The 13,267-nt window shown below is 36.6% G+C and carries 21 protein-coding genes; 17 read left to right on the forward strand and 4 right to left on the reverse strand.

Annotation, left to right across the window (positions count from 1 at the left end):
* Positions 1-476: 476 nt before the first annotated feature.
* From KCV09_RS16390 to KCV09_RS15875, 3 genes are all read left to right on the forward strand, one after another.
* A complete protein-coding gene (locus KCV09_RS16390; protein WP_228274672.1) occupies positions 477-920 on the forward strand; it encodes a type I-E CRISPR-associated protein Cas6/Cse3/CasE in 444 nt (147 codons plus the stop codon).
* 77 nt (positions 921-997) lie between these two features.
* Complete coding sequence (locus KCV09_RS15870) at positions 998-2,086, forward strand: hypothetical protein (protein WP_212515787.1); 1,089 nt, start codon at positions 998-1,000, stop codon at positions 2,084-2,086.
* Positions 2,087-2,164: 78 nt separating this feature from the next.
* Positions 2,165-2,470: a hypothetical protein gene (locus tag KCV09_RS15875; protein WP_044102306.1), complete on the forward strand. Its 306-nt coding sequence runs from the start codon at positions 2,165-2,167 to the stop codon at positions 2,468-2,470.
* A gap of 108 nt (positions 2,471-2,578) precedes the next feature.
* On the opposite strand, the gene KCV09_RS15880 is transcribed toward KCV09_RS15875, so the two are convergent.
* Entirely contained in the window at positions 2,579-2,767 is a 189-nt protein-coding gene (locus KCV09_RS15880; RefSeq protein ID WP_024160741.1) for a hypothetical protein, read from the reverse strand.
* Between the two features lie 160 nt (positions 2,768-2,927).
* Here KCV09_RS15880 and KCV09_RS15885 point away from each other — a divergent pair, with 160 nt between their 5' ends.
* Together KCV09_RS15885 and KCV09_RS15890 are read left to right on the forward strand one after the other, a co-directional pair.
* A complete protein-coding gene (locus tag KCV09_RS15885) occupies positions 2,928-3,272 on the forward strand; it encodes a hypothetical protein (protein ID WP_038350037.1) in 345 nt (114 codons plus the stop codon).
* On the forward strand, positions 3,272-3,541 hold the full coding sequence (locus tag KCV09_RS15890) for a hypothetical protein (RefSeq protein WP_038350036.1): 270 nt from the start codon (positions 3,272-3,274) through the stop codon (positions 3,539-3,541). The genes KCV09_RS15885 and KCV09_RS15890 overlap by 1 nt, the downstream gene beginning before the upstream one ends.
* Positions 3,542-3,620: 79 nt before the next feature.
* On the opposite strand, the gene KCV09_RS15895 is transcribed toward KCV09_RS15890, so the two are convergent.
* Complete coding sequence (locus KCV09_RS15895) at positions 3,621-3,947, reverse strand: H-NS histone family protein (RefSeq protein WP_024160744.1); 327 nt, start codon at positions 3,945-3,947, stop codon at positions 3,621-3,623.
* A 201-nt stretch (positions 3,948-4,148) separates the two neighbouring features.
* Here KCV09_RS15895 and KCV09_RS15900 point away from each other — a divergent pair, with 201 nt between their 5' ends.
* From KCV09_RS15900 to KCV09_RS15920, 5 genes are all read left to right on the forward strand, one after another.
* On the forward strand, positions 4,149-4,958 hold the full coding sequence (locus tag KCV09_RS15900; protein WP_228274671.1) for a hypothetical protein: 810 nt from the start codon (positions 4,149-4,151) through the stop codon (positions 4,956-4,958).
* Between the two features lie 227 nt (positions 4,959-5,185).
* Positions 5,186-5,614 carry a hypothetical protein gene (locus KCV09_RS15905; RefSeq protein WP_044100166.1) on the forward strand — a complete coding sequence of 143 codons (429 nt, stop codon included), beginning with the start codon at positions 5,186-5,188 and terminating at the stop codon, positions 5,612-5,614.
* On the forward strand, positions 5,614-6,507 hold the full coding sequence (locus tag KCV09_RS15910; RefSeq protein WP_212515788.1) for a hypothetical protein: 894 nt from the start codon (positions 5,614-5,616) through the stop codon (positions 6,505-6,507). Before KCV09_RS15905 ends, KCV09_RS15910 begins: the two co-directional genes overlap by 1 nt.
* Before the next feature lie 41 nt (positions 6,508-6,548).
* Positions 6,549-6,974, forward strand: a complete 426-nt coding sequence (locus tag KCV09_RS15915) for a hypothetical protein (RefSeq protein WP_047471664.1) — start codon at positions 6,549-6,551, stop codon at positions 6,972-6,974.
* A 93-nt stretch (positions 6,975-7,067) separates the two neighbouring features.
* Positions 7,068-7,562 carry a hypothetical protein gene (locus KCV09_RS15920; RefSeq protein WP_227553480.1) on the forward strand — a complete coding sequence of 165 codons (495 nt, stop codon included), beginning with the start codon at positions 7,068-7,070 and terminating at the stop codon, positions 7,560-7,562.
* Here KCV09_RS15920 and KCV09_RS15925 read toward each other — a convergent pair.
* The gene (locus KCV09_RS15925) at positions 7,554-7,814 is read right to left on the reverse strand and encodes a hypothetical protein (RefSeq protein ID WP_198054718.1); all 261 of its coding nucleotides are present in this window, start codon (positions 7,812-7,814) and stop codon (positions 7,554-7,556) included. The genes KCV09_RS15920 and KCV09_RS15925 overlap by 9 nt on opposite strands.
* Before the next feature lie 359 nt (positions 7,815-8,173).
* Here KCV09_RS15925 and KCV09_RS15930 point away from each other — a divergent pair, with 359 nt between their 5' ends.
* Complete coding sequence (locus tag KCV09_RS15930; RefSeq protein WP_125297764.1) at positions 8,174-8,710, forward strand: hypothetical protein; 537 nt, start codon at positions 8,174-8,176, stop codon at positions 8,708-8,710.
* 101 nt (positions 8,711-8,811) lie between these two features.
* Here KCV09_RS15930 and KCV09_RS15935 read toward each other — a convergent pair whose 3' ends face one another.
* On the reverse strand, positions 8,812-9,267 hold the full coding sequence (locus tag KCV09_RS15935; protein ID WP_125297765.1) for a hypothetical protein: 456 nt from the start codon (positions 9,265-9,267) through the stop codon (positions 8,812-8,814).
* Positions 9,268-9,464: 197 nt separating this feature from the next.
* Here KCV09_RS15935 and KCV09_RS15940 point away from each other — a divergent pair, with 197 nt between their 5' ends.
* From KCV09_RS15940 to KCV09_RS15965, 6 genes are all read left to right on the forward strand, one after another.
* Positions 9,465-9,677, forward strand: coding sequence for a hypothetical protein (locus KCV09_RS15940; RefSeq protein WP_047471675.1), 213 nt, complete (start codon positions 9,465-9,467; stop codon positions 9,675-9,677).
* Between the two features lie 69 nt (positions 9,678-9,746).
* Positions 9,747-10,505 (forward strand): Fic/DOC family protein, encoded by a 759-nt coding sequence (locus KCV09_RS15945; RefSeq protein ID WP_212515789.1) that lies wholly within the window; start codon positions 9,747-9,749, stop codon positions 10,503-10,505.
* 144 nt (positions 10,506-10,649) lie between these two features.
* A complete protein-coding gene (locus tag KCV09_RS15950) occupies positions 10,650-11,213 on the forward strand; it encodes a hypothetical protein (protein WP_125272339.1) in 564 nt (187 codons plus the stop codon).
* Complete coding sequence (locus tag KCV09_RS15955) at positions 11,206-11,787, forward strand: hypothetical protein (RefSeq protein WP_228301598.1); 582 nt, start codon at positions 11,206-11,208, stop codon at positions 11,785-11,787. The genes KCV09_RS15950 and KCV09_RS15955 overlap by 8 nt, the downstream gene beginning before the upstream one ends.
* A 254-nt stretch (positions 11,788-12,041) precedes the next feature.
* Positions 12,042-12,884 carry a hypothetical protein gene (locus KCV09_RS15960; RefSeq protein ID WP_212515790.1) on the forward strand — a complete coding sequence of 281 codons (843 nt, stop codon included), beginning with the start codon at positions 12,042-12,044 and terminating at the stop codon, positions 12,882-12,884.
* 12 nt (positions 12,885-12,896) lie between these two features.
* Entirely contained in the window at positions 12,897-13,211 is a 315-nt protein-coding gene (locus KCV09_RS15965) for a hypothetical protein (RefSeq protein WP_044111919.1), read from the forward strand.
* Positions 13,212-13,267: the final 56 nt, after the last annotated feature.

The following is a 13,267-nucleotide window of genomic DNA, read 5'->3' on the forward strand; positions in this document are numbered from 1 at the left end:
AATTACAACACAAAAAATAAGTATCATTAAAGTGTAGGTTTAATAAATTGTGGTTGGTTTTCATAATATGAGTGTTACGCTTTACTTCCACACAAAACTGGTGTTCCTATATCAATTTTGAGGGTTTTAAGTATATTATAAGCCACTTTTGTTAAATGCACATAGAAGTTACTTTTAGCGTTTATAAATGCTGAATAATACCCTTATTGTCAATAAGGCGCTATTTAAAGGCAATGGTTCTTAATAATGCTGTTTATAGAAAACTGGATATCGAAATGAGTCTGAATAACATAAAACTAACAGCCAATTGTTTTGCCCTTACACATCCTGAAAATGAAAAGAACTTGTTCAAGTACATTTTTAGAGAAATGTTTAAACGAAATAAGGTCGAGACATTCTGTTCCGCAAAAGTCATATTTTTTACAGATGGCAAGCACATCTATTTAAGAACGTGCGTATCGGACGTCAAAATCCCAATGGCCAAAGAATACATTGAAATTTCGCACGGTCAGCAAATCACTGGAAAAATCATGGTTCCTCTTAACCGTGAATGTAGCTTTAACCGCCAAGAAATTGAAGAATACATTTCGGTCCACGGCGAAAAACCCAAAGGCAATTCAGGTAAGAAGCGTAAAAATCTAACTGGAGATGAAGCAGCCGAATTCACCAAAAACGCTCTTAGTAGCAAAGGTCTATTGGATGTCACTATAATTGAGCAACAATGTGGACCACAGCTCAGCATTTTGAATATTCCAGTCCAGACCATAGATATTTCATTTAGTGCGACTGTTGGTGATTTAGAGCTATTTAAAACAGCATGGCTCAATGGTATTGGTCGTGATAAAACCTACGGCTTTGGAATGATCCGCTTAGATGGTACTTTGTTTACACCGCCTTGTAATAATAGTGCTCACGCCTAATCGAAAGGACTTTTAAAGTCCTTTTTTCAACGAAATTTTTTCAGATATTGATCTGATGTAGATCCTGGTTGCTCAACATGAGAAATAAAGATTTAGATCCAAAGATAGGAATACCACTTAAAGTCATCACAGCGCGATTAGAACATGTGAAGCTTAACCTCAATGGCTTAATGAAACGTGTAGAAGCTTATGCGATCGCACGACAAAACAGTAAAGATCCGCACGAATGCCTAATCAGTGGTGATGAATGGACATATGCTGCACTAGATTGTCGAGATCCTATCTGGCGTGAACGAATGAAACGCACCAGTACCATTATGGGTGTTCAAGCCACTGGCCAAGAAATCCCACTCTCATTTATCAATCAGCTACCTTGCAACATTGGTGAAATCATTACCCTTGGCTCATGGAGCCTAACCAAAAATATTTATCGGTTTGAAGATCAAGTCATTCAAATGCTTGTAAAGACCGAATACAACCGCAGTATCCCCGGTTTCCTATTAAACCTACCTGATATTGCAATCTACGTTCAAACCGACAATGCCAATCTCTACGTGCAAAATGAACAAGTGGTCGGTGTTATTTTTGCGAAAAACACGTTGAACGATCGCAAAGTGCTATTTACCACGGTATATACCGATACTGGCTTAGCAAAAACCATTACCATGCACTTCCCTGATGATGATGATTTTGAATCAACTGTTGAGGACTGCATGACCGATTTCATTGATACGTTTTTTGATGAAAAGAACTTGCCAGATGAACAAGAAATTAACACGTTCATGGAACTGCAGAAGAAGCTAATCAATTTGATTCTATGGTTCAGCCAAAAAGAACCAGATCTCAGACCATTAACACCAGAAACAACACAAGCCAGGCCTAAATTGGAGCTGATTAAGCGTGAATTGCGTTTATTTGAGGCCAATAAGTACAAGCCAACTATTGTTGGTACCGAAACAAATAAAAAGATCAATGAAGCGATCCTAAAGCGCGATGAAGATCTAAAGTCTGGCAACTACAAAGGCACCAAAAAACCACATCCACGGATTCCTCACTGGAACTTTTACTGGTTGGGCAAACGTGGTACCAAAGAAAAATGGGTTAACCATTGGATACCATTTCAGATTGTTGGCGGTGTGCCTAAAGAAAAGGGCTCAAAGAAATAAGTTATAGAAATTTAAATTTCTTACCACCAGTAAATATAAGCATATATGTCAAGTAGAAATGCATAAGAGTATTTTTTTATGAATGAGACTAACGCTAATCCATCGACCTTAACAGTAACTTTTTATTGCCTGTTTGCAGATGATTTTCAATTAAATATTGAACTTGTTGATACTAATCAAGTGCAAGGTTTGCAAGATGCATGGCTTAAAGCTTTTGAGCAATATTGCCCTAATAATGTTCCCAAAATGCAAAAGCAGCTTAAAAGAAAATTAGGTTCGATTTACAATTTTGATGATCTGTCTAATATTGTAATGCGCTTTATAAATACTAATGGCAAACGTGATGAAATTAGGTTAACGACTAATTACGCAATGGTTGGGTAGTCTAAAAAATATTGGATTCCAACACTGATTCTGTAAAGTCAGTAAAAGCCACATGAAATAAGAAAGAGCCCTATGTTGGCTCTTATTTTGTTTTTGTAAATCTCAATTTTAACGCAGCGTGATTTTCACTTTACCAACACACTTTTTGTTTAGTGGGCGATTATTACTATCTACCCGTCTCAAATAGCCACATTGACTACAAGCAAAAGTATCATTACCTGAATCATTCGTAAATTTAAGCCAAATGTGACCATTGCCATCGTCTATATCTGTTTTAACGTATTTATCTAGATTCATGCTTAAACCTCTTAATAAGCTCACTCGATAATAACAATAGTTTTGCTTAGATAGTATTTTTCCAAAAGGAATTATTAGCAGATTTTATATGTTTTTTAAGAAAAGTTTTTGAGCGCTTTTATTTATTAAAATTGAATTATTAAGCAAGGAGTTATAAAGCATGGCTAAATCAATAGACCAGTTATGGAGTGAATTACAGCAGATTCAATTTGATGAATCTAATTCCTTACCATGCGAATTCCATATCTGGAATAAAGGTACATATCGCTATCAGATCCTAGATTGGTTTGAAGCAAATTCTGAAAATGGCGTATTAAGCTTGCAAGGCAAAACCCATAAAACATTATGGGAAGAGTTTGGCAACACCCCGATAAACAATGATGATGAAATCGAAGAAGACTTTCATCTATGGGGCAAAGGTACAGACCGCTTCATTATCTGGCACTGGTTTGATGATCAATTAGAACACGGTGTAATTAGCTTAATTGAGAAAGGAGTTGCGTAATGGGATTATTTACTTGCCCTCACTGTAATAGTGATATTGATACTAACGATAAAAAGTCTGGCCATCAGGTGAATGATGTAATTCAAGAAACCTTTTGTTCTGTTGACTGCAGTATTGAATATCTGGTGCATAACTCACAAATGATTGCAGTAGATCAATACGGAAGTTTGCCATTAAGCAATGAAAACCTGAATGAATTCATTGAAGCATTTTCTAATGAGGGTGTTGAAGATGATGTGTTAGAACACATCAAAGCTGAACTTTGTTAAGTAATCGCGCACCTGCTCTAAACAACACTGACAATGGCATTTAAAAAAAGGGCTTAAATCATTTAAGCCCTTTTAATATTTATACGATAAGAAAACTTTCTAATGTTTTACCAGATTCAATCTCACGATTTAACCAGGATGGACGTTTACCACGACCGGCCCACACTTCTTTGTGGTTATTCGGGTTGCGATATTTAGGATCTGCTTTAACCACTGGCTTTTTATTTAATTTACGATTTTCGCCGTGCTCATTTAATTCAAGAATAGTTAAGCCTAATTCTTTTGCGATCTCAAACATTTTGAGATAACCGTCATCAAGTTTCTTATTCTCTACTACAACAATTTGGTTTTGTGCCTTTTTAATTAGGTCTTCTAACTGGTCTTTACTTAGGTTTTCAACTTCCATAACTAATCTCGAAAATTTGGATATATCAAATATACACCAGTGCGTTTTGTTTACAACCGCATACGGTACTTTTAATTGATTAAAATATTCGACTTATTCCATGGCTATTCTAATTTTTAAGCATAAGTTATTCCCACTTTAAATCCATTAATCTAAAAATACATTCAACCTGTTAGGTAAATTAATATGCACAAGTATCTCATGATGAATCTTGCGATTAACGAAACATCAGCACTACCAATTGGTATCCGTATTTGTGATTTTAATATCGGCTTATATGCCTCTAAGAAAATTTCAGAAGTGCCAGCTTTAATGGCATTGGTTAATTACACCCTGTTTAAGTATTCAAGCTATGAGAGTGAAGAACTTGAAGACATTGAAACCTTATTAGAAGAACATGATTTTAAAACTCGCTATGACTCTTGGGAAATCAGCGGTGATTCTTTTTACGTTTTAGGTTTTAAAGAAATTACAAAAGACGAGTTTGAATTATTGCAAAAACTTGACCTGTTGACCGTGGTAGACGAATACAACTACCACCATAAACTTTTGTCGAATCATGGTGAGCATAAGTTTGACGAATATTTCAAAAACTTTAACGAGTCTAAAGAGCAAGAAATCTTGAAGCAGTTTAAAGACATTGCATTCAACCTAAAAAGTGATGCCCCTTTAAACTCGACATTTGCTCAAGACGTTATAGAGTTGCTGACTACCTACAAGTTTGGTACAGCTTTAGAACCTATCGACAGCACTCACAGCGATACAAGAAACCGTTTCTACTTTAGCCATACGCTTGAGGGTGACTTCGCATCTGGAGCTATTCAGGTCATTATTTCAAATTACAAAGAAACTGGCGTCAAAAACCCTTATTCAGTGATTGAGCCTTTAAATCTTGAAATTATGCTTGAAGATGAACAATGTTTTGATGATGAATATGCAAATCTCGTTGTTGAATGCGAGTATGTGTTTAATCTTATTAAGACCGACTTATACACCAACACTTTTGAATAAACCAAGCCTTTAAGAGAGAAATCTCTTAAAGTTGCGCTTAAAAACGTAAACGATGTTTTTTTAATTGATTAAAAAAGGTTTTGAATTTTTAGCGCTGCAATGGCGCTCGTCATTATTAATTCTTTCTGGATGCTTAAATAAGTATTTTTTAAAAAAACTTTATCCGTTCATATTCTTAATATAATGAAACCAAATCAAGCAAATAGCTTAAAACTTGGAGAAAGCTCATGAATTTAAACCCTAATTTTTGCCCGATCGATTTTAACGAAGTTTACGGCAGTACTGACAATTTACCTTTGTTTTTGGTTAAAGCGTCACGCCAGGATTCTAACGATGACGAGCATAGTGAGTATTTCTTCATTCGAGCACCTCATGAGCACCGTTTAGCTTTCTTCCTTGCCCACATGTTCAAATCACATGTAGATAATGCCCTTTTGACCTTGGAAAACTTGGCTGAAGAAAATTATCAAAATATCCCTGAATTGGAAGAGTTGATGTCTTCATATTGTGTGATTGATGGCGTTGGCGTGGATACACTTTTTGATTTTCGCGTTAAGGAACTCACACTTGATAAAGCGCTGGAGCTGGTCGAATTCATTGAAATTAACCCACTCAATACTGATATTGTGGGCTCACTATTCTTGGAGGCACTTTAATGAATAGTAGCTTTATCTTAATTAATGAAGCTATGGCGCCTATTCGTAAGAATACGGCGCTTTTGGAAACCCTGTTATCTATGATCAGTACTGCAGATCAAGACCACGGCGACCAAAGCCCAAGCTTCCACATTAATATCCATGCTGGTATTGAATTGCCTGATCATGAAATTGCATATACCACTTTAAAAGGTTTTGCAGAGCTGACCGAAGATCATAATCTTTGTATCTATATGAATCCTGAGCTGTCAGAAAATGGGTTTATGTTGCTATCCACTCAAAACGTGGTACCTGATTGCTATGACAATTCTATCTTTGTAGATCTGTCGAATCAGTTATGCAATTTCTTCAATCAAGAAGTACAGCAGTTAAACGATCAAGCGCAAACGGCGTTAAAGCTGTTGTTACAGCATAAAATCAATGGAACAGCGATTCGCAAGTTCAACCCTGAACAATTGCAGATCTTACAGAAAATCGCTGCATTAGATAGCTTCATGCTCGATGACCAGCGCGATTGGTTTTACTTTTCCGAAGTGGCCATTGATAACGCCTATAAAGACATGAAAAAAGGTTTAGAACTGTTGGTTCTCAACGAAGATATTAAGGATGCTCTTAAACAGCTACTTGATGCAAACAACATGGAGTTTTGTGATTTATCAATACTCGTGGTTTTGTATCCCCTACTGGTTAAGTCTGAAGAAAATAACGAACTGGTACAGGCTTGCTTAAGTCATCTCATTGGCAACAACTTAATCAATGACCCGTTTATTGCTGGTGTACAACTTGAAGCTGGTGCATTTAATAGCGAAATGAACACCTATACTTTATTGCCACACATGAAAGCAGTAAAAGAATTGCTGATAGATATTGAAGCAGATCTCACAAAAGTTTAACCGTTTTACCTGAGCTCATTGCTCAAAACCTTGGAGTTGTTATGGATACTATTGTTCGCGTTAAATCAGTTGGTGTTTTAGGTCTATCATCTAAAATCACGACATTTGTAATCGACATCGAGCTTGATGGCGGTAAATTAAAAATTGAAGATCAATTGCTTCATTTTAAGAATACTTTACGTACAAGCTATCGAGAATATGATGAAAGTTTAGCGATCGTAACCAATAAGGCTATACTTTCCAATTTAGACAATGCAGTAAAACCAAACGAATTGCATGCTTTAGTTGATGATTATATCGACTCAGTTTGGGTAACAGATGCTAATAAAAACACCACTAAACAGCGCCGTGCGTCACTTGGTTTGCACAATCCAACGATAAAAGACAAAGGTGTTTTGAAAGAAGCCCTTTTAAGTGAAGTGAAATTAGCCTACAAAAACTATATCAATCAGAACGTAGAAGCCTGATCAGATCGGAAGTATGTTGCGACCAGCATACTTCTTTTTTTTTGAACCTTAGCCTAGAATCATCCAATATCATCGCTTCATACCAAGAGAATCATGCCATATCTCATATATTTAATGTTCCTTGCGTTTGCAAGCGCCGTAATTTTAGTGAAAAAGGCTTATGGTCTTAACATCCAATTATTTGCAATGGGGATTGTCGTCATCATTGGACAATTGGCAATTTTTTGTTTTATCAACGCAGCGATTAACATCAACAATGAAAAACAACATCGCAATGCCGTCAAAACTTTGCACTATGGCGCTTCATTTTCATTAATTGTGGTCACTACACTGGTCTATTTATATAAGTTTGTGTTGCACAAACAGGAATATTTGACCATGGCGATTTACTTTTTAGGAACGTGGTTTGCCATCACCCTTTTTGACTCAGTGTTTAAGTTAGTCAAAGTTGGTATTTTTAATAGCAAGAAAGACAGTGCTGAAGTTGTGAACTCAACGCGTAAAGTGACGGTAGTTACTTTAGCGATCTGTATGTTTGGGTATTACTTATTTAGCAAATATGCATTAAATATTAACGTACTAAACTAGGCATCTTGTAAACAAAACCGCACCTAATACACAAGCGCAATAACCAGCAAAAAAGAACATCCTTATAATTATTGCGCTAATCTTTTCCGTCACAGCACCATTATGAACAATAAAAACAATCATAAACATTAAAGCGATCGTGCAGAGGAATAAGGCAAAACCAATTAAATAAGTAAAAGCAAAGTCAAAGTTTAATACCACTGGAAAACCAATAGATACCGCCATTAAAGCTATTGTACTTGATGCATTCATATCTTAAAGCCCATCTAGCAACTGGCTTAATCGTAACGATAAATAAGGTTTAAAACTGAAACTTTACTATTGAGATTGGTCAATGCACATTAAAAAAATGTGCTTGGTATATACCAGAAAGCAAAGAACCAGACGCAAAACGCCTGGCTCTTTAAAATTGAAAGGTGAATAAAAAAAACACAAATCACTTGAACGCATTTCTTATTCAAGGTCAGTTTAATTAGATTTCTTGCCATTGTCTATGTAATGTAAACGTGGACAGCATTAAAACAATCTATATTTTTTGAAAAAAGTTTTGAAAAGGTACAGTGAAATATAATGAATGTATGAGCTCAATGCTCACCATTTGGAGAAATTATATGAACTTTGAAATCTTATCTAAAACAAAAGTTGTCGGTCTACAAGAAGATTCTCTCACCTCTTTTCAAAATTTTATGTTTGAAAATATTGCATGGGATAGCCAAGTCCGTGCTGATTATTACCAGTCAAATAAGAATACTGTACTGCTGGAGCTACCAGTACGTTTACGCCGTGACATTCAAATCGAAAATATCAACGGCGCTTTAGATGCACTAGTTGATTTTGAGCTGATCTACAAGCAAGACCAAGGCAAGTTGGTATCTTCATTGGTCGTTGATACGCAGTACTTGTTATGTATAAATGATCAGGATATTGATCTTTGGTCAATCGACAGCGAACTCAGTTTCTTACAAGAAGCTGACCGCAATCACCTTAAGAAGCTTATGCGTCATTGTGATGATCGTTTCCATGCGTGGATGCGCGAGATTAAGTCTTACTTCAATCGGTTGACAGTACAGCCGTTGAATCTTGATATGCAGATCAAAATACGCAAGATCGTAGGCTATACAGCGGTGCTACCTAAGACCTTTCCATAAGGTTTTAGGTGCCAGTATAAAAACAAATAGACCGCAATTAAGCGGTCTATTTCTTTGCCTAAAACGGCGTTAACAGATCTATGTAAATTTAGCCCTTAAAACTATTGGCAAGTATCTGAATAGCGCTCAGCACTTCCAAAGAATGATTTACCCTGTTTGTCCACGATGTCTACATACAGATCTGGTTTAACTGGAGCATTGGCGAATACAGAGCAATAAAACGGATGAATCTTTTCATTCACAAAGCGGTTTAAAGAGTCAGTTTCATCAGAAGAGTATTTATCTGCAGTTTTGCTAGACATCTGAACGTTCATATTAAAGTGTTTTGAATACTTCACTTTTTTAAGTACCGCACCAGTTTCAATCTGGTACGGTGTTTTAGTGTTAAGCAAACGCTCAACTTTACGTTTGTTTTCAGCAGTAGGAGAAAGCGCAACAGCAGATTTTAAGCTGTTTGTATTCAGGTTATTTAAAGAACTATTAGCTAAAACAGCGCACGACATAGACACTGAGATTATTGCAACTGCAGATAGTTTTAGTGTTTTGAATACGTTCATGTTTAACGACTTTCCTGTATATACTTAAATTATATACTTAATATACGATATTTGATTTTTTTGGAATTTTAATCTTATTTGATTTTGTTAATCGGTATATACCAATCAGATTGTTTATACGCAATTTAGCAAGAATCGCCCCCTTGTTTGGGGTTACAATTATTGTAATTTACAGATTGTTGATACAGGAAACTGATATGTCTGAAGAAGTGAAATACGAAGACCGTGTACGTGCTGCATACCGTTCTGCTCAAGGCAATGTAGCTCAAGAGTTCTCCCCTCACATTGTTAAAGCATGTGAAGCATCATCAAACGCACGTATGGAGCGCTTAGCAACTGGTCAAACAACATTTGACGAGGAAGAAGCTGTATTGATGAAGAAATGGAATGCACTTAAAAACAAAGCCTAATCATCGCGAATACAACCTAATCTAGCTTACAGCGGATTACCAAACCCAATCACTCATAAGTAGAACAATATGGACGATAAACTTGAGTTTTATTTAGATGCGAAAGACATCTTATCTCAACCTACCAGTTGCCAGGCGCAAGGCGACTATAAAAAGGCACTGGAAAAAGAAATCACGGAACATCGAATAGCGAAAATGGAAATTTCGCCGTTACGTGGCAATTACGATCTCGACCACCTCTCTAAAATCCATGAAAAAATCTTTGAGCATATTTACGATTGGGCTGGAGAAGTGCGTCTGGACGACATATCTAAACGTGCGATCGACCCGAACGGTAATTATGAAATCGGTCATTTCCTAGATAAAAACCTGATCCATGATGAACTGAATAAGTTCTCACAGGCGGTTAAAGAAAAAGACCACCTGAAAGGTTTGGACAAAGACCAGTTTGTGCAAGAGTTCACTCAGCTTTATGCCAAGTTAAATGAAGCTCACCCTTTTGAAGAGGGTAACGGTCGCGCTGCTAAACTGATGATGAACCAGCTGGCGAATGATGCTGGTTACACCATGGTATATAGCAAGGTCGCCGTATCAGATTGGAACTATGCGTTTAAACGTTCACTGACAGATCAAGAGCTTTATGTCGGTGAAAACTATGAAAACCTAGAACCGATGGAACAAGACCTCTCTTACCTTTTAAAAGTCATTGACAATATCATTGAACCATACGATCTAGTCCTGAAGCTTGAAAATACGGAAGAACAAGATCAAGAACAGGAAAATGACCAGGATAAATCAAATGATGATGATTCACCGAGTTACGGATAATTAGATTAATCCGTATACGATGGCTTTTAATTGATTAAAAGATTCTTGAAAAAAGAATCTTTTTTTTGAGAAAAATTTCTAATGAAGTGGCTCAGATTAAAATAAAACCTTAGGAAAATATTGTCCGAAACTTGGAGATGAATAATGAATAACGCAGCACATCAATTTGCAAATAAAGTGGTCGCTCAATACCAATTTACAAACGGAAGTGATTCAAGTCTGAATCATTTAATTATCGGCAACAGCACCGCAGAAATTATCGACACCTTAATTTATATGCTTTTCTCAAGCCATGCTGAAACCTATGACGATGGCGTTGTTTGGTTTAAATCAGTGGACGCAATTAATGTTGAGAAGTCTTACATTACTTACAACAGTCGAGAAAGCTGCATTTTTGCTTATTTTGTGTTTAATAAAAATCCATTAATGCTGAAAACAACCGCATTGCATATTGATAATGTTTGTTACTTTGGATGTGAAAGCGACACCACCAATAAAACCATCGAATTTTTAGAAAAATTCAAGGTTCGAGTATCCCTTGCTAAAGAATGCCAAAAGTTCAAATTCAATACTGAGCATCATGAAACCTTGATGCATGAAACCATTAAAACCTTAAAAACTATCTATGAAGAACATAACGACATGGATGCCGAAAAGTTATCTCAACACCATGACACAACTCATTTAGTTAACACGTTTCTTGCTTAACCGTACACCATACAATAAACAAAACCCGAAAAAGGATATAACAATGCTATTAGGCGCTTTAAAACAATCTCTAAGCTCAGTCATCGACATGAACCGCTACACCGCCCTTTGCTCACATGTGGAGGGTGAAAACTTGCCGTTATGCGCTCAATTTCGTGTACTTAAATATATCTTTGGTGTGCATGGTCTAAGCGCACTTAAAAATTACAATGAAATTGAACACATTGACGAAGCCTTTTTGAAAAAACACTTCCTACGCATGATGAACTATGACTTTGAAGCAGTCATATACCTTGCGATGGTCGGCATGCGCGAACTTATCTTAGAAGCTGATGCTTTTGACCATGACGGCGAACAAAACGCCCAAAATGAGCTTAAACAAGCATTCCAATACGTTTCAGAAAATGACGTTCGTAATTTTGCTTATGTCACTCACATGGGCTATTCAGAAAAGTATTTCAACTGGAATATCATTCGCCACCAGTCTAAAGATGAAGCGGATAATCCCCTCACCTTTTGGTTATTTAAGAATGCAATGTATTCACTATTTTTCAACTTAGCCAATCGGAAATAATGCCCCAACTCATTAAGAGTATTTAAGTCCGAACTTAAGTACTCTTTTTTTTTGTGCATTAGAAAAATAGACCGGTATATACGCCGTCCAAGCATGGCTTAAAACGTATACGATGATTTTAATTGATTAAAATATTTCCTAAATCCATTACGTGTTTGAGGTCGGTTAATTAATTTCAATAAAGTTATTCATTAGTATTTTTTTAAATAAAATGACTCTATCGAAAGCAATAGCTTAAAACTTGGAGTCCTCTAATGCATCAACTTGATAAGCTTAATCATTTAAAAAATATTATTAAGCAAGTACCACATGAACGTTTTGATCTGGACAAATGGCGCACGGTTGAAAAAACCGACAATGTGACATTTGCTCAGCTTTTACTTAGTGATGCTGATTGTTGCGTCATGGGTTGGGCGACAGCTGATGCTACTTTTAGAAGACTTAACTTCATGTTGTTTGACGGCGTTCCCCTTTATGCACCATTCCGTGCGAATACTGGTGAGCCATTCACTTATGAAGAACTCAAAACAAATGTTGTTTATCGCGGTTCTGAAGCAGTACGTGAGTTTTTTGGCCTCAATTATGAAGATACCGATCATATTATTTTTGAGAGCAACTACGCTTATGAAGACCCAATCAAAGACGAGATTATTGATCATATCAACCATGTTATTGATCGTGTAAACATCCGTCCACAAGACCTTGACCACCTGTTATCTAGCTCAATTGTTGCACTGGATAAAGAAGTCCGTGAGTTCACCTTAAATGATGATGAAGTCCGTGAAATATCTGTTGTGGTTGATTGCTTCAATAAGTTTTTCCCCGATGGTGCTTATCTTGAGTTTGTTGCTAAGGTCAACGTACCAGGTGATTGTGATCCACTGGAATACATCGCCAGCAATTACAACATTAAAGAGCCATTAGCTTTCGTTCCTAAGCCGAATGAAGCATTAGAAGAATATCTGGAAACATACCCGATCGAACATCTCATGCATAACTGGCAAGAGGATTTCATTTCGCCGTATGACGAAATCATTAATCAGCGTTTAACGCATATAGCATTGCAAAATTTAAATAACGCAAAAGTAGTTCAATAAGGAAACCTACCCATGACAATTGAAAATCCGCAACTCGTCAGTGCCATCAACGAACTTGGATTTTACTTGCCACAGCAAGTACAACAGATACCGAACACCACAGAAGCCGGTTTTCGTGTGTATGTGATTGATACAGCAAAACATACCAACATCGAGGCACTAATTAGTGCTATTGAGAATGTCAGTATCACTTCACAGCCCTTTTATTTTCAAGATGATTACGACATGGGCGTGTTTTTTGAGGGATTTAGTTTCTTCTTGCCTATGCTCATTACACAAGACAGTGATGCACCTTTACCACTGTTCTTAATTCAACTGGATTTGTAAATCCAACAGCGGTACGTGCGCCAATATGTACCGCTACCCCTTTTGGCACACCGCCT

This window comes from Acinetobacter soli (genome assembly GCF_018139125.1).
Classification (GTDB): Bacteria; Pseudomonadota; Gammaproteobacteria; order Pseudomonadales; family Moraxellaceae; genus Acinetobacter; species Acinetobacter soli.

Bases quoted from the DNA above. Each gene is read 5' to 3' on its own strand.
- KCV09_RS16390 (WP_228274672.1), top strand. From the start codon at position 477: ATGGCCAAAGAATACATTGAAATTTCGCACGGTCAGCAAATCACTGGA.
- KCV09_RS15870 (WP_212515787.1), top strand. From the start codon at position 998: ATGAGAAATAAAGATTTAGATCCAAAGATAGGAATACCACTTAAAGTC.
- KCV09_RS15875 (WP_044102306.1), top strand. From the start codon at position 2,165: ATGAATGAGACTAACGCTAATCCATCGACCTTAACAGTAACTTTTTAT.
- KCV09_RS15880 (WP_024160741.1), bottom strand. From the start codon at position 2,767: ATGAATCTAGATAAATACGTTAAAACAGATATAGACGATGGCAATGGT.
- KCV09_RS15885 (WP_038350037.1), top strand. From the start codon at position 2,928: ATGGCTAAATCAATAGACCAGTTATGGAGTGAATTACAGCAGATTCAA.
- KCV09_RS15890 (WP_038350036.1), top strand. From the start codon at position 3,272: ATGGGATTATTTACTTGCCCTCACTGTAATAGTGATATTGATACTAAC.
- KCV09_RS15895 (WP_024160744.1), bottom strand. From the start codon at position 3,947: ATGGAAGTTGAAAACCTAAGTAAAGACCAGTTAGAAGACCTAATTAAA.
- KCV09_RS15900 (WP_228274671.1), top strand. From the start codon at position 4,149: ATGATGAATCTTGCGATTAACGAAACATCAGCACTACCAATTGGTATC.
- KCV09_RS15905 (WP_044100166.1), top strand. From the start codon at position 5,186: ATGAATTTAAACCCTAATTTTTGCCCGATCGATTTTAACGAAGTTTAC.
- KCV09_RS15910 (WP_212515788.1), top strand. From the start codon at position 5,614: ATGAATAGTAGCTTTATCTTAATTAATGAAGCTATGGCGCCTATTCGT.
- KCV09_RS15915 (WP_047471664.1), top strand. From the start codon at position 6,549: ATGGATACTATTGTTCGCGTTAAATCAGTTGGTGTTTTAGGTCTATCA.
- KCV09_RS15920 (WP_227553480.1), top strand. From the start codon at position 7,068: ATGCCATATCTCATATATTTAATGTTCCTTGCGTTTGCAAGCGCCGTA.
- KCV09_RS15925 (WP_198054718.1), bottom strand. From the start codon at position 7,814: ATGAATGCATCAAGTACAATAGCTTTAATGGCGGTATCTATTGGTTTT.
- KCV09_RS15930 (WP_125297764.1), top strand. From the start codon at position 8,174: ATGAACTTTGAAATCTTATCTAAAACAAAAGTTGTCGGTCTACAAGAA.
- KCV09_RS15935 (WP_125297765.1), bottom strand. From the start codon at position 9,267: ATGAACGTATTCAAAACACTAAAACTATCTGCAGTTGCAATAATCTCA.
- KCV09_RS15940 (WP_047471675.1), top strand. From the start codon at position 9,465: ATGTCTGAAGAAGTGAAATACGAAGACCGTGTACGTGCTGCATACCGT.
- KCV09_RS15945 (WP_212515789.1), top strand. From the start codon at position 9,747: ATGGACGATAAACTTGAGTTTTATTTAGATGCGAAAGACATCTTATCT.
- KCV09_RS15950 (WP_125272339.1), top strand. From the start codon at position 10,650: ATGAATAACGCAGCACATCAATTTGCAAATAAAGTGGTCGCTCAATAC.
- KCV09_RS15960 (WP_212515790.1), top strand. From the start codon at position 12,042: ATGCATCAACTTGATAAGCTTAATCATTTAAAAAATATTATTAAGCAA.
- KCV09_RS15965 (WP_044111919.1), top strand. From the start codon at position 12,897: ATGACAATTGAAAATCCGCAACTCGTCAGTGCCATCAACGAACTTGGA.